Origin of the sequence: Ruegeria sp. Alg231-54 (assembly GCF_900143525.1) — a bacterium.
In the GTDB taxonomy this organism is placed as follows: Bacteria; Pseudomonadota; Alphaproteobacteria; order Rhodobacterales; family Rhodobacteraceae; genus Ruegeria.
In genome coordinates this window covers 344022-358657 of record NZ_FREZ01000003.1, presented here as the reverse complement: position 1 = coordinate 358657, position 14636 = coordinate 344022, and the positions used below count along the sequence as shown (strand labels likewise).

The window sequence follows — 14636 nt, the reverse complement described above, 5'->3', positions numbered from 1 at the left end:
CAGCTTTCGAAAAACTGGTATTCAACGGACTGGCCGGGTGGCCTTGAGTTGAAAGGGATCAATATGGGCAAAACTATCAGACTGACCGCAGCGCAAGCTCTGGTTCGCTATCTGGGCGCGCAGATGAATGAGGCCGGAGAACCGTTTATCGCAGGCGTCTGGGCTATTTTCGGCCACGGCAACGTGGCTGGCCTGGGCGAGGCGCTGCATGCTGTGAAAGACAGCCTGCCGACCTATCGCGGCCATAACGAACAGACGATGGCGCATTGTGCTATCGCGTATGCGAAGCAGATGCGGCGCACGCGCGCGATGGCAGTGACCTCGTCCATTGGGCCGGGCGCGACCAACATGGTGACAGCCGCCGCCTTGGCACATGTGAACCGGTTGCCGGTGTTGATCATCCCCGGGGATATCTTCGCGACGCGCGGTCCTGATCCTGTGTTGCAGCAGATCGAGAGCTTTGGGGACGGAACGGTCAGCGCGAACGACTGTTTCAAACCTGTCAGCCGTTACTTCGACCGCATCTCAAGGCCGGAGCATCTGCTAACCGCACTCCCAAGGGCTTTCCGCACGATGACGGACCCGGCCGACTGCGGACCGGCAACACTGGCCTTCTGTCAGGATGTTCAGGCCGAGGCCTACGACTATCCTGCAAGCTTCTTTGAGCCCCGCGTCTGGTATCAACGTCGTATTCGCCCTGACGAAGGTGAACTGTCCCGCGCCGTCGCTGCCATCAAAGCGGCAAAGCGCCCGGTTATCGTGGCGGGTGGCGGCGTTCACTACTCTGGCGCTACGAACGCACTGCAGAGTTTCGTGGAAACGCACAATATCCCGATCACCGAGACACAAGCAGGCAAGTCCGCGCTGGCATGGGATCATCCACTGAACCTTGGACCCGTGGGCGTGACCGGTGGCGAACCGGCAAACTCGGTCTGCGCTGAGGCTGATCTGGTATTGGCGGTTGGCTCTCGCCTGCAGGATTTCACGACCGGCTCGTGGGGTCTGTTTTCGAACCCACAGCGCGAAATGATTTGCCTGAATACCGCTGCCTATGATTCTGAAAAGCACGGCGCGATGCCCCTGCAGTCAGATGCGCGCGTTGGGCTTGAGGAGCTGGGTTCGGCTTTGCAAGGATACCGTGCCGATCCTGTGGCAGATACACTTAAGGGTGATTGGTATGGCAAGGTTGACAAGTTGACGGATGCCCCCGGCGACGGCAATGCGCTGCCGACCGATATGCAGGTGGTTGGTGCGGTTCAGCGAGCCTCGAACAACGATACTGTTGTCATGTGCGCGGCGGGCACCATGCCCGGAGAACTGCACAAGCTGTGGAAAGCGCCGCGCCCGGGTGCCTATCACATGGAATATGGTTTCAGTTGCATGGGGTATGAGATTGCCGGTGCGATGGGCATCAAGATGGCGCAACCGGATCGAGATGTGATCTGCTTTACCGGCGATGGCACCTATATGATGGCGAACTCGGAAATGGCTTCGGCTGCGATGATGGGCATCTCGTTCACCGTGGTCATTACCGACAATCGCGGCTTTGGCTGTATCAACCGTCTGCAGATGGGCACAGGTGGAGCCGAGTTTAACAATCTGCTGGATCATGCTGTGCACGAGAACCCCTCGGCCATCGATTTCGCGGCCCACGCCGCGGCAATGGGCGCGACCTCGGTCAAGGTCAGCTCGATTGCGGAACTGGAAGACGCGCTTGACAAGCGTGGCGATATCAAAGGGCCTTATGTGGTGGTTATCGACACCGATCCGTACCCCTCGACCGAATACGGCGGCACTTGGTGGGAAGTGGCGGTTCCGGAAGTCAGCATCCGCCCCGAAGTGAACGAAAAACGCGCGGCCTATGAGCTGGCGATCAAGGAAAGAAACACGAAATGAGCGTGAAAATCGGGATTTCTCCGATCGCCTGGCAGAATGATGACCTGCCGGACCTGACGGCGGCGTACACGATGGAACAGGCGCTGAAAGAGGCGCGCGAGATCGGATACACCGGTGTGGAGCGTGGTCAGCGGATGCCCAGCGATACCGAAGGGTTGCGTGCCTATCTGGAAGGCAAGGACATCGCGCTCTGTGGCGGGTGGTGCTCGGGTGCGTCACTGGTCAACGATTTCGAGGCGGAACGTGAGGCTGTGCGGGAACAAGTTGAACAATTCGTGGCCCTGAACAGTCCGTGTATCGTCTATGCGGAATGCTCGAACACCGTGCAGGGTCAGGCTGGTACGCCGGTGAACAACCGGTCCAAGCTATCTAAAGACGAAGTGTTAGCCTATGCCGCCAAGATCACCGAGCTGGCCAAGTGGATGGCCGATCAGGGGATGCCGATGGCCTATCACCATCACATGGGTACCATCATCGAGACCGAAGATGACGTGAACTGGTTGATGGAAGGTTCGGGCACGGAGGTGAACCTGTGCTTTGACACTGGACACTTGTTGTTTGGCGGCGGCGATGTGATGGCGACCCTCAAACGCTGGGGCGACCGTGTGCATCACGTGCATTTCAAAGATATCCGCCCGGCTGTGGTGCAGGACGTAAAGGAGAATGATCGCAGCTTTCTCGATGCGGTCGTCGCTGGAGCATTCACCGTGCCAGGTGACGGATGTATCGACTTTCAAGCCGTGGCGAATGCCCTCAAAACCTTGGATTACAACGGATGGATCGTTGTCGAGGCCGAACAGGACCCGGCCAAGGCACCGCCATACGAATATTCCAAGAAAGGCTACGAGCAAATTCTCGACGTCTGTGGACAGGCAGGATTGGAGGTCCAGGCGTAACAACGCTCCCTACGGGGTTAACACCTAAGCCATGAAAAAGGAGAACTCTCATGGTAGATCAGCAGCTAGGTTTTGTCGGCTATTTCGACCGGGAATCCTGTGATCTGGATGAATTCAAGGTGTTGACCTCGCAGAACCTTACAGCCGATGTCGCCCCGTACGCCGCCACGATCGAAAAGAACGTTCCAGTCTATTACATGGACGAATTGCGCCCTGCGCTGGAAAACGTAGGTAAGCGCAAGGCTCTGCTGGCTGAGTGGGGCCATGTGTTGGACAAATCGTCGGGCGTAATCGTTCTGAAACGTGCGTTCGCCGATACGTCCGTGATTGACCGCGCAACCGATGTCTTTCGCCAGATCATAGTTGACGAAAGACAAAGCGGCGCGGGAGAGGGCGACCACTTTGCGGCGTCCGGGGCCAATGATCGGATCTGGAACGCCCTCCAAAAGCAATGTCTGCGCGACCCCGAGGGTTTTGCCCTTTATTTCGGGAACACGGCTGTTGCTGCAGCCTGCGAGGCGTGGTTGGGGCCAAACTATCAGGTCACGGCACAGATCAATCAGGTGCGACCGGGTGGTAAAGCGCAGCAGGCGCATAGGGATTACCATCTTGGATTCCAGAGCGCAGAAAGTGCTGCGCGCTATCCAGTGCACGCACATCTTGTGACGGCATCACTGACATTGCAGGGGGCTATTGCCCATTGCGACATGCCGGTCGAAAGCGGGCCAACCAAGCTGCTGCCGTTCTCGCAGCTTTATCCGCCGGGCTATCTGGCGTTTCATGACGAGGGTCATCGCGAGTATTTCGAAGACAGCTACATCCAACTGGCGCTGGACAAGGGCGATGCAGTGTTCTTCAACCCGGCACTGTTCCATGCGGCTGGTGAAAATCGCAGTGCGGATATCGACCGGATGGCGAACCTGTTGCAAATCTCCTCCGCTTTCGGTCGCGCGATGGAAACCGTTGACCGGCGGTCCATGTCTGAGGCGGTGTTTCCTTCGCTTATTGCGTTGAAACAACGCGGACAGATGAAAGGGGCCGAACTGGATGCAGCCATCGCGGCCACGGCAGAGGGATACCCGTTCCCGACCAATCTGGATACGGACCCACCGGTCGGCGGCAACGCACCGGAAAGTCAGGCCTATATTTTGCGACGTGCTGTGTCTGAAGGCTGGACCGAACAACAACTGACCGAAACATTCTCGGCGCTGCAAACAAGGCAAGTTGCCTGAAGGAATACGGGCGGGCCTTCAAAGCCCGCCCCACACGGAGAAAAACACATGGCGGACCTGCTCAAAAAGCCCTTTGGGACCAGAGGTAAAGTGCATGACATCACTCCGGCAAGTGCCGGGTGGAGGTACGTCGGGTTTGCGCTTTACCACCTGCGGGCAGGCGATACAGTGGCCGAGGCGACGGGTGATCGCGAGGTCATTCTGGTCATGGTCGAGGGCAAGGCCCGCATCGCCGGAGCTGACCGAGACTGGGGTGTTCTGGGCGATCGGATGAACGTGTTCGAAAAGACGCCGCCGCACTGCCTGTATCTGCCGAACGGCACAGAATGGACGGCCACAGCCGAAACGGATTGCGTGATTGCGGTGTGTTTAGCCCCAGGCAAAGGTGGCCACACCGCGCGCCGCATCGGCCCCGAAGGGATTACTTTGACCGAGCGCGGCAAGGGTGTAAATACGCGCTATATCAACAACATAGCGATGGAGAATGAGGACTATGCCGATAGCTTGCTGGTGACCGAAGTGTTTACGCCAAGCGGGCATTGGTCATCGTATCCCAGCCATCGACATGATGAAGATGATTTTCCGCGGATCACCTATCTGGAGGAGACCTACTACCACCGTCTGAACCCGGCGAACGGGTTCGGGATTCAGCGCGTCTATACCGATGATGGGCAGTTGGATGAGACTATGGCTGTTTCCGATGGCGATGTTGTTTGCGTGCCCCGCGGTCATCACCCATGCGCCGCACCCTACGGGTTCGAGATGTATTATCTGAACGTTATGGCCGGACCGCTGCGCAAATGGCGCTTTGTTCCGGCCCCCGAAGTCGAATGGATCATGGAGCGCGACGCGTAACGCCCACGCCTACCTCTGCGCGGGCGCACCAAAGGCCCGAATGACCATGCGGGTTGCGGCCTCGACCGGGTCGTGGGTCTCTTTCAGGATCGTCACGCGGTCAAATCTGTCAGGGTCTCGGTTGACTGCCTCGCGCAGTGCGTTGCCAAACGCCATACGCAGTTCTGTCCCGATATTGAACTTGCAGATCGACGTTTCCCGCGCCAACCGGCTGCGTTGTTCTACAGGCACGCCAGAGCCGCCATGAATAACCAACGGAACATTTGTCGCAGCGTCGATTTCGGCTATGCGAGCCTCGTCCAATCCGCCTTCTTTGTCTTGTTGCAGATGGACGTTTCCGACTGAGATGGCCATCGCGTCCACGCCGCTTTCACGAGCGAACTGCGCGGCCTCGTTTGGGTCTGTCCCGTTCGATCCTTCGCCGCCGGAATAGCCGACAAAGCCGATCTCACCTTCGCAGGAAATACCGGCCGCATGGGCCATTTCGGCAATGGCAGCAGTTTCGTCGATGTTTTGCTGCAGCGGCTTGCGTGACCCGTCAAACATGAGCGATGTGAACCCGCTGTCCAATGCGATCTTGCAGTCCTCGAATGTATAACCGTGATCCAGATGGGCCACGACCGGAACCGAGGCATTTTCGGCCAGGTAGCGAAACATCTTGCCCAGAACAGGCAGGGGGGTGTGTTCGCGGCAGCTTGGACCAGCCTGAAGGATCACCGGCGCATTTTCCGCCTCGGCGGCGGCTACATAGGCGCGCATATCCTCCCATCCCAGCGTAACAAGCCCGCCAACAGAGTAGCCGTTTTTGTATGCGGGGGTGAGGACGTCTTTGAGTGTGGCGAGGGTCATTTGAATTTGGCAATCATGTCTTTGATGCCTGGAATGGTCTCGACCTGATAGGCATGGGTTGGTTGGAAGTACTGGACCAGCGAACGCTGAGTCAGACCGCCAAGGATGGTGAAATAGTACATCTCGTATCCAGGCAGAACACAGCAGGGGTGATAGCCCTTGTCGATGCAGATCGTTGAGCCGTCGACGATGTGATAGGCGTCGCCCGGTTCGTTGTCCTCACGCTGCAACATCTGAAGGCCCGACCCCCAGTTGGGTTTGAAACGGAAATTGTAGGTCTCGTCGTGCCGCGTCTCGTCGGGCAGACGGTTTGTGTCATGCTTGTGGCTGGGGAAGCCGGACCAGCCACCCTGACCCACGGTGAACAGCTCACTGATCAGCAGGCGACCCACCTTGTCGTGCTGTTTCTGGCCGAGGATGTGTTTGATTTTGCGATGCGTTTTAGTGTCGTCGCTGCCGTATTGCACAAGGTCATGTTCACGCACATCGAACGGATCCAGCACCTTGTCGTACTTGGCGCCCGCTATGAAGATTTCGGTTTCATCCGACACGCAGACCAGTTGGACCTTAGCGCCGACCGGCACATAAACGCCTTCCGGATCCCCATCCCAGACGTCTTCGCCCCGCTTGCCCAACTTGGCGAACTGCTCGCCTTCGACTTCGACATCGACACTGCCCGTGGCGGGCACGATACACGTCTCATAACCGGGCACCTGATATTCAAACGCTTCGCCCTTTTTCAGTTTGACGATGTTGAAGTAATTCAGGGGAACCGTTGGATCATCGGCGTCGACGATCGGTTTGTTCTGATTGTCATAGGGAGCGATATGCATGAGGGTTTCCTATGTCGTTGGGCCGGGTTGGGACGCAAGAAACGCGTCCAGTTCCGACGTTGTGGGCATAGCCGGGGCGCAGCCGGGCTTGGACACGACGATTGAGGCGCAGGCTGAGCCGCGCATAACCGCTTCTTTAGGCTCGCTTCCAGCGGCGATCGAGGCCAGCAGGCCGGCCATGAAACTGTCGCCAGCACCGTTGGGTTTGACGGCCTCTACCGGATAGATGCCGGTTTCGATTTCCTGCCCATCTACCAGAGTTACCGCGCCTTTTTCGCCCATTTTGTAAATCACGATCCGTCCCGGTTTCGCCGCCAACTCCTTGGCTTTAGCGAAGCCTTTGTCGATGCCGCCAGCCATGAACCCAAATTCTTCGTCATTGCCGACGATTAGATCGCTTGCTTCGCCTGCGCGCGACAGGACTTCGGCAGCAACCTCAGGTGATGGCCAGCTGTAGGGGCGGTAGTCTATGTCAAAAATTACCGGCAACCCCGCCTTGCGGGCGTTGTCGAACGCGCGAAACGTGGCGCTGCGCGAGGGTTCGGCGGCAAACACCGTTCCGGCAGATATCACGGCTGAAAATTTACCGTAGTCGACCTTGTCCATGTCATCCTCGGTCACCTGAAAGTCGACTGCACCATTGCGGTAGATGACATTCTGAAACTCTTCGATCCGGCTTTCGTAAACGGCTAGCGACATGCGGTATTCACCGCCGACGACGCGGATAAAGGACGTGTCTACACCGTAATGAGCAAGTTTATTCAGGCAGAACCGGCCCACAGCATCATCTGAGACCGAAGTGATCAAGGATGCCTGGCTGCCCAGTTTGACCAGCCCCGCGCAGATATTTGCCGATGATCCACCCAGGTCGGCGTGGAAAGAGTCGGCGTCTTCGCTTTTGACACCAACCGGATCGGCATAAAGGTCCATACCCGCGCGTCCGAAGACCGCAAACCGGTTTCCTTTGATGCCGTCTATCAAAGCGCTCACGTGATGTCCTCCGGCAAAAATGGGCTGGCGAGGATCGTTGGTCCTTGCGTTGAATCGATTCACACGATACTGATTTTGCAACCGGTTGCAAATACATTGTTCGGAGCCGTTGCAGATGCCTGAAATCGGAATTGGAATAATCGGCGGTGGCTATATGGGCAAAGCTCATTCAGTCGCGATGTCAGCCGTAGGCGCAGTTTTCAACACAGCCTTGCGGCCACGACTTGAGATGATCTGCGCCTCCACGCCCGAAAGCGCCGAGCGATACCGCGCGGCTTACGGCTTTCGTCGCGCGACCTCGGATTGGTCAGTGCTGGTCAATGACCCGGCAGTGGATGCTGTCGTGATTGCCTCGCCTCAAACAACGCACAGACAGATTGCAGAGGCCGCGTTAGCCTTGGGCAAGCCTGTGTTGTGTGAAAAACCCCTCGGATCTTCTTTGGATGATGGGCGCGCAATGGTTGCTGCGGCCGAGGCCACGGGCGTCACCAATATGGTCGGGTTCAACTACGTCAGAACGCCCGCAACACAGTTTGCCCGTCAGTTGATAGCCAACGGTGAATTGGGGGACATAACCTGGTTTCGCGGCGAGCATACTGAGGACTTCTATGCCGACCCTGACGCCCCGGCCACATGGCGGACGTCCGGAATGGCCAACGGCACGATCGGAGATCTTGCCCCACATATGGTCAACGGTGCTTTGGCCCTGATCGGTCCGATTGTCGAGGTTATGGCCGAAGTCGAAACGGTTCATACTGAGCGCCCAGGCGGCACCGTCACCAATGATGACCACGCGCAAATCATGTGCCGGTTTGCCAGTGGCGCGATGGGCAATATCTATGTCAGCCGCATCGCGACAGGTCGAAAGATGGGCTATGCCTATGAAATTACAGGCACCAAAGGCGCAATCCGGTTTGATCAGGAAGATCAGAACGCCCTGTGGCTCTATCGGCGCGAAGGACCAGAGGAAGAAAGGGGCTTCACTAAGATCCTGACGGGTCCGGCGCACCCCGACTACGAGCATTTCTGTCAGGGCCCCGGTCATGGAACAGGTTATCAGGACCAGATCATCATCGAGGCCAAAGATTTTCTTGAGGCCATTCACACGGGCAAAACGATTTGGCCCACATTCCGTGATGGGCATGAGGTCAACTGCGTTCTGGCCGCCGCGTTGAAATCGTCAGAGCAGCGGCAGTGGCAGGACGTCAGTACCGTCTGAACACAAAAACTAAGAGATCATCTAAGAGAGACGAGAACCATGGCAAAGCTGAAATGGGGCATGATTGGTGGTGGTGAAGGCAGTCAGATCGGACCCGCACACCGGTTAGGAGCGTTGGCGGACGGGATGTTCGAATTCGCTGCGGGTGCTTTGGATCACCGACCCGAAGTCGGGCGGGAATATGCGCGACGACTTGGAGTGGCATCGGATCGTGCCTATGGCGACTGGCAGGAAATGCTGGCCGGGGAAAAGAACCGTCCCGACCGGGTTGATCTGGTGACCATCGCCACTCCGAACTCCACCCATTTTGAAATTGCCAAAGCGTTCCTTGAAGCCGGGTTCAATGTGCTTTGCGAAAAGCCAATGACAATGAACGTGGAAGAGGGCCAAGAGATCGTTCGCGTTGCAGAGGCCTCGGGCAAGATTTGTGCCGTGAACTATTGCTATTCCGCTTATCCGATGGTGCGCCAGGCGCGTGCGATGGTTCGCGCCGGGGATATTGGCAAGGTGCGTCTGGTTGTGACGAATTTCAGCCATGGCCACCATGGCGACGCGACTGACGCCGATAACCCGCGCGTACGCTGGCGCTATGATCCAGCGATGGCGGGTGTGTCTGGCCAATTCGCCGATTGCGGTATCCATGCGCTGCACATGGCCAGTTTCATCAGTGACGATGAAGTCAAAACCTTGTCTGCAGATATGGCGTCTACGATTTCAAGCCGCGAACTTGAGGACGATGCCATGGTCAACTTCCGGACCGAAGGCGGTGCTGTCGGGCGGTTGTGGACCTCTTCGGTGGCAATTGGGCGTCAGCACGGGTTTGATATTCAGGTGTTTGGCGAAACCGGAGGTCTTCGCTGGACGTCCGAGCAACCCAATCAATTGATCTATACGCCTGTCGGTGGCCGGACACAGATCATCGAAAAAGGCGAGGGCGGTCTTCACGACGATGCGCAACGATTGTCCCGTGTGGCGATTGCCCATCCCGAAGGGTTCCCGCTGGCCGTGGCCAACATCTATTGCGATCTTGCCGACGCTATTCGCGGAAAGGCGCGTGATGGTCTGCCTACACCTGCCGACGGGGTGCGGTCGATCGCAGCCGTGCATGCCGCAGTGGCGTCGGCGAAAAATGACGGGGCATGGACGGACGCGCGCCCGCCGATGTTTCGCTGATCAGGGTCGGGGTCGCAATGTGCCCCGCTCGATCACACGGCAGGGGAAAATACGGGCCTCGGGGTAACGCTCGGGGTCTTTCAGCATCTCTTCGACCAGATCGACGGATGCAGTAATGATTTGCTTGATAGGCTGATGGATCGTCGTCAGGTCCACGCTTTCCCAGCGCGACATCTCCATGTCGTTCAGGCCGATGATGCCGATATCTTTACCCGGTTTCAGCCCGTGATCGGACAATGCGGACAGGGCACCTATGGACAGAATATCGTCGCCGCAAAAGTACCCTTCGGCAGGGCCTTCCGCCAGTTGCTGAAGCATTTCTTCCCGCCCGGCTTCAAAAGAATAGGCGCCTGCGAAGCAATGCGTGACTTCGAGTTCCGGGTGCTTTTCAACTTCTTCCATGAAGCCGCGATACCGATCCATCGCCGATGTCGCATCTTTCGGGCCGCCCAGATAGCCGATACGACGATACCCCCGCGACGACAGCTCCCGCGCGGCCATGCGCCCACATTCAACATTGTCGATGCCTACAACATGTACCTCTGGCGACGTCGCTGATCGACCGAAAGTGTGCACTACCGGAACGCCTGCATCGTGGAACGCCTTGGCAAAACTGGGGGGCAAGGTAGATGAGGCGACGATGGCAGCATCCACAGAATACTGTCGCAGCATTCGGACCGAATTTGTCGGCTCGGTTTCGTCGGTCAGGTTCACGATCAGCGGACGCAGGCCGCGTTCCTGCAGGGCGCGGGTGAACTGGTCAAAGACCTCAAGAAAAATGGGGTTGTGGAAGTTGTTGGAAATCAACCCGATCAACTTGGTGCGTCCGGTTGTCAGCGAAGAAGCCAACGCGTTTGGGCTGTACCCCAGTTCGGCCGCAGCCTTTTCCACCTTGCTCCGTGTCTTTGGCGAGACGGATGCGCCTTCGGTAAAGGTCCGCGATACGGCAGAGCGAGATACACCGGCCAGTGCGGCCACTTCTTTGAGTGTCACACTCATGGCTGGCACCGATGGGTTCGGGGATGGCTTTCAGTCAATTTCATGGGAAAATACTACGCCCTATTGCGTTGGGTTTGCAATCGGTTGCAAGGCTGTGCTGAAAAGACGTTGGGTTCCTTGCAGAAGGGCATGCCAAATCCCAGACATTCCGACTTGGATGCAATCTGTAAGTCTAGGCGCTGTATCGAAGGGGGTTTCGGCAGGCGCATCGCACTTAACAACCCTGACATTGCGTGGCCAGCAACCTGAGAATACCCCTTTTTCGACCTCATTGAAGCAATGACCATTCAAGACGGTTATCTCCGCACACTTCAGCCCGAACGCGCATTGCCCCGCTTTTGGTGGGCGCAGTGACGATTGTGCCTTCTTTGACCGGTGACAAGGGTGTTGCCGTCCATCGCAGTCTCTGTTCAGGGGTAACATGCCTAAGAGGGCGCTGCAGGCTGGGTTCTTCGTAAAAAACGGGGCGGTTTGGTGCATAAACATTCAGGGATGTCATCCTGTAGGCGGTGAACACATCAAACGGCTTGCTCCGTTTTATGGCCGCCCGCATGGAATGCCGCCACGCCTCAAGGCCTGCTGGTGACACATAGAGAATAGCGATTGCACCGGCCATGGAGTGCAGCTTCAGCCAATCGCTGTTCTCAGTCGAAGCGAGTGCAAGGTTGTAATGCGCGCGGTGCCCGAAGCGTTGAACATAGCGACGTGTCCGGGGAAAGCAGCCGAAGGGTGAAACCCCCAAATAAACGATGTCCGCATCTTTTGGAATTTCGGGAATGGTCAGATCTTCGGTCAACGCGGAGACATCATCCTCCAGAACCAATACCGGGAGCGTTTTGATTGACTTAAGCGCTGCAAGATGGGCGTGGGCGCAGTTCCGGGCATGGCTTTGTCCGGTGCTGCCTTTTGATAATGAAAAACTGATGCCAAGCTTGTTCATCAAGTTGGTCATATGAAGCCGTCTGCTATTGTTATCGGGTAAATTGATGACCCGGCAGTCTGCAACGATTGCGCTCAACTTCTTCATTCTGGTGTCCGTCAGCTACGCCGCGCAATTCGCGCAGCCGATGAATGATCGTGGATCGGAGATTTCAAGATGCTTGAGCATCGGATCTGTTGCAATCGTTGCTTTGGCCTAGGCGGGGCATGGGACATGGACCTGAATCCGCCTGACATGGACTGTCAGGCAAGAGCCAATGTTGGGCTGTTCTTGCATAGCTCGGACGCCTGCCAAAACAGAACATCCTCAAAATCCTGAAGCGCCTGTGACTTCTCCTGCGTCGCGGGGTACAGCAGGCCAAAGGTCATCCAACGCTCTGGTGCGATCGGAACCAGGGCCAAACGTTCTTTTGTTTCCTGTGCTGCGACCAGTTCGTCGGCAATCGTGATGCCAGCACCTTCTGCGACAAGCGAACAGGCAAGCTGGGACGCCGCGACTTCACAGGTATGTCTGGGATTGACGCCCGCAGACCGGAAGATGTCATCAAGCTGTTCGCGCAATAGAAGCCCGTTCATCAGCCGAATGACCGGCTCGCGGGCGAGATCGGTGGCGGTTACCGATTTGCGATCAGACAATGCATGAGCAACAGGCAAAACAGCCTGCGCCCGGACCCGCAGCAGGGGTTTTGTCCTGACACCCGGATGCTCGACCGGCAATGCCCCGATGCCGATGTCATATTCACGTCCGGCAAGCCATTTGCTGGCCTCACGTCGTGCCCGGATGTCCAGGGTTACGTTTGTATCAGGGTGGGCTTGCAAAAACATCGCAAGTGCAGGCGCCGAAATTGCCCGTGCGATACGCGGCATCGTGACCACGCGCAGTGTTTCTGTACGTCCGGCTTTAATCTCTGCAGCGATGCGGGGCACTTCATCAAGGTTGTCCAGGATACGCCCGGCTTCGCGGTAGAATGCCAACCCTTCGCGTGTCGGTGTCAAGTTGCGGCCACTGCGATCAAACAGGGTCAGGCCCAATTCTGCCTCAAGCCCGGAAATCAGTCGGCTGATTGCAGGCTGACTCAGGTGCAGGATTTCAGAGGCAGCAACCAGCGTTCCTTCGGAAAGGGTGGCACGAAAGGCGCGAAGGGCTTTGATATTCATCAGGCAGACTCTTTACTATTTTGCAAGATAAGATAACACCTTTGCATTTTTATTAACACTGAATTTAAGCTAGATTAGATCGCATCTTAGGGAGGATGCTATGAAGCGTAGATCAATTCTCACTGCTGTTCTGGCGGCAGTAACCGTGACTGCAACAGCAACAGCAAGTTTCGCAGCCGACTGGCCGAAACGTCCGATCAACCTGGTTGTTCCATACAAAGCTGGCGGCGGTACAGACGCTTATGCCCGCGCTATTTCGGCAGCAGCCGAAGGCATTCTGGACGTTCCAGTTGTCGTCGTTAACAAACCCGGCTCGGGCGGTCTGAATGGTGCGAACTCGGTCGTGGGTGCACGCCCTGACGGCTATACATTGATGATGACTTCGGGCGGTTCGTTCCTGTTGTCGACCATGACACGTGACACCGATATCGATGCGCTGGACAGCTTTGAGTTTGTTGCTCAGGTCGGTCAGCTGCAAACGTCGCTGATGGTGCCGCTAAACAGCCCGTTCGAGTCCGTTCAGGACGTGATCGACGCGGCCAAAGCCAACCCCGGTCAATTGCGTTGGGCCCATTCGGGACGCGGAGGCTTCCACCACGTTGGCGGCATGGGCTTTCTGGCCAGTAACGGCATCGAAGCTCAGGACGTTCCGTTCAAAGGTGGCGGGCCGACCCGCGCTGCACTGATCGGTGAACAGGCTGACTTTGGTTTCCTGGGTGTTCAGCAGCTGGCAGGGTTTGAAGAGCAGCTTCGCGCCTTGGCGGTTAACAGCCAAGAACGTGATGGCATCATGAAAGACGTGCCTGCGTTTGGCGAACTGGGCATTCAGTTTGCCGCTGTTTCTTCGCCAGTGATCGTGTTCGCCCCGAAGGGCACACCGGCCGAGGTTGTTACCGCGATGGAAACTGCGCTGGAGCAAATCGCCGCGAAACCCGAATTTGCCGAATTGCTGGCCTCGCGCGGAACAGGCCCGGTCTATCAGAATGGTGCGAACGCTAAAGCAACGCTGTCCGCCATGAAAGAGGACGCCGCTCCCCTGGTCGAAAGCCTGACCAACTAAAGTCCTCGGGGCCGGGTGGATTTTCTTCCCCCGGCCTTTTTGTATCTAACGCAATCAGGGAGGAACGATATGCGCGCCTATGCAGAAGGCCTTGTGCTTGCCCTAATTTCCATCGTTGCCATTTTGGGCGCTTGGCAAGTGCCAGCAGCCTCGCCGGGGGATACCTGGGCTGGCATCGTACCATTTTCAGCATCCATCGCACTGCTGTTTCTTTCCGGCCCGTTACTGTTAGGTGCCGTTCGTCAAACGGCGGGCGATACCGGTCAGGAACAGGATAGCGGAGCAACCCTGCAGATCATCGGCTTGTTCGTCATCGCCCTGATCTATCAGCAGTCATTCCGGTGGTTTGGCTATCTTTTGCCAACGGCGATCGCTGCGCCGGTCGTTTTGTGCTTTTTCGGAGTTCGCAGCTGGATCGGTCTGGCGGTTTCCGTCGTTCTGTGCCCATTGATCTTCCACCTCATCTTTTTTGTGCTGCTTGGTGTGTACCCGCCTTATGGCGAGGTCTTTGACCTGCTCAGCTGGATACAGGGGTAA

At 57.1% G+C, this 14636-nt stretch carries 14 protein-coding genes; 8 read left to right on the top strand and 6 right to left on the bottom strand.

The window, feature by feature from the left end:
- Window positions 1-63: 63 nt before the first annotated feature.
- The 4 genes from iolD to iolB are packed head-to-tail and all read left to right on the top strand — an operon-like array spanning window position 64 to window position 4879.
- The gene (iolD, locus tag DHN12_RS08465) at window positions 64-1896 is read left to right on the top strand and encodes a 3D-(3,5/4)-trihydroxycyclohexane-1,2-dione acylhydrolase (decyclizing) (protein WP_108859790.1); all 1833 of its coding nucleotides are present in this window, start codon (window positions 64-66) and stop codon (window positions 1894-1896) included.
- Window positions 1893-2792, top strand: coding sequence for a myo-inosose-2 dehydratase (iolE, locus tag DHN12_RS08460; protein ID WP_108859789.1), 900 nt, complete (start codon window positions 1893-1895; stop codon window positions 2790-2792). The genes iolD and iolE overlap by 4 nt, the downstream gene beginning before the upstream one ends.
- A gap of 50 nt (window positions 2793-2842) precedes the next feature.
- The gene (locus tag DHN12_RS08455) at window positions 2843-4024 is read left to right on the top strand and encodes a phytanoyl-CoA dioxygenase family protein (protein ID WP_108859788.1); all 1182 of its coding nucleotides are present in this window, start codon (window positions 2843-2845) and stop codon (window positions 4022-4024) included.
- 48 nt (window positions 4025-4072) lie between these two features.
- Entirely contained in the window at window positions 4073-4879 is an 807-nt protein-coding gene (gene iolB, locus DHN12_RS08450; RefSeq protein ID WP_108859787.1) for a 5-deoxy-glucuronate isomerase, read from the top strand.
- Between the two features lie 9 nt (window positions 4880-4888).
- Here the strand turns inward: iolB and DHN12_RS08445 are convergent, their stop codons facing one another.
- From DHN12_RS08445 to iolC, 3 genes are read right to left on the bottom strand one after another with little or no spacing between them, the layout of a single operon-like run.
- Window positions 4889-5728, bottom strand: a complete 840-nt coding sequence (locus DHN12_RS08445; RefSeq protein ID WP_108859786.1) for a class II fructose-bisphosphate aldolase — start codon at window positions 5726-5728, stop codon at window positions 4889-4891.
- Window positions 5725-6561 (bottom strand): 5-deoxy-glucuronate isomerase, encoded by an 837-nt coding sequence (locus tag DHN12_RS08440; protein WP_108859785.1) that lies wholly within the window; start codon window positions 6559-6561, stop codon window positions 5725-5727. The genes DHN12_RS08445 and DHN12_RS08440 overlap by 4 nt, the downstream gene beginning before the upstream one ends.
- Before the next feature lie 9 nt (window positions 6562-6570).
- Complete coding sequence (gene iolC, locus DHN12_RS08435; protein WP_108859784.1) at window positions 6571-7551, bottom strand: 5-dehydro-2-deoxygluconokinase; 981 nt, start codon at window positions 7549-7551, stop codon at window positions 6571-6573.
- A gap of 115 nt (window positions 7552-7666) precedes the next feature.
- On the opposite strand from iolC, the gene DHN12_RS08430 reads away from it, so the two are divergent.
- Window positions 7667-8770, top strand: a complete 1104-nt coding sequence (locus DHN12_RS08430) for a Gfo/Idh/MocA family protein (protein WP_108859783.1) — start codon at window positions 7667-7669, stop codon at window positions 8768-8770.
- Window positions 8771-8809: 39 nt separating this feature from the next.
- Window positions 8810-9943, top strand: a complete 1134-nt coding sequence (locus DHN12_RS08425; RefSeq protein WP_108859782.1) for a Gfo/Idh/MocA family protein — start codon at window positions 8810-8812, stop codon at window positions 9941-9943.
- On the opposite strand, the gene DHN12_RS08420 is transcribed toward DHN12_RS08425, so the two are convergent.
- From DHN12_RS08420 to DHN12_RS08410, 3 genes are all read right to left on the bottom strand, one after another.
- Window positions 9944-10942, bottom strand: a complete 999-nt coding sequence (locus DHN12_RS08420; protein ID WP_108859781.1) for a LacI family DNA-binding transcriptional regulator — start codon at window positions 10940-10942, stop codon at window positions 9944-9946.
- Between the two features lie 268 nt (window positions 10943-11210).
- Window positions 11211-11960, bottom strand: a complete 750-nt coding sequence (locus DHN12_RS08415) for a hypothetical protein (protein WP_234416585.1) — start codon at window positions 11958-11960, stop codon at window positions 11211-11213.
- Between the two features lie 164 nt (window positions 11961-12124).
- Window positions 12125-13039, bottom strand: a complete 915-nt coding sequence (locus DHN12_RS08410; protein WP_108859779.1) for a LysR family transcriptional regulator — start codon at window positions 13037-13039, stop codon at window positions 12125-12127.
- 100 nt (window positions 13040-13139) lie between these two features.
- Here DHN12_RS08410 and DHN12_RS08405 point away from each other — a divergent pair, with 100 nt between their 5' ends.
- Both DHN12_RS08405 and DHN12_RS08400 read left to right on the top strand, forming a co-directional pair.
- On the top strand, window positions 13140-14099 hold the full coding sequence (locus tag DHN12_RS08405; RefSeq protein WP_108859778.1) for a tripartite tricarboxylate transporter substrate binding protein: 960 nt from the start codon (window positions 13140-13142) through the stop codon (window positions 14097-14099).
- A gap of 69 nt (window positions 14100-14168) precedes the next feature.
- Window positions 14169-14636, top strand: coding sequence for a tripartite tricarboxylate transporter TctB family protein (locus tag DHN12_RS08400; RefSeq protein WP_108859777.1), 468 nt, complete (start codon window positions 14169-14171; stop codon window positions 14634-14636).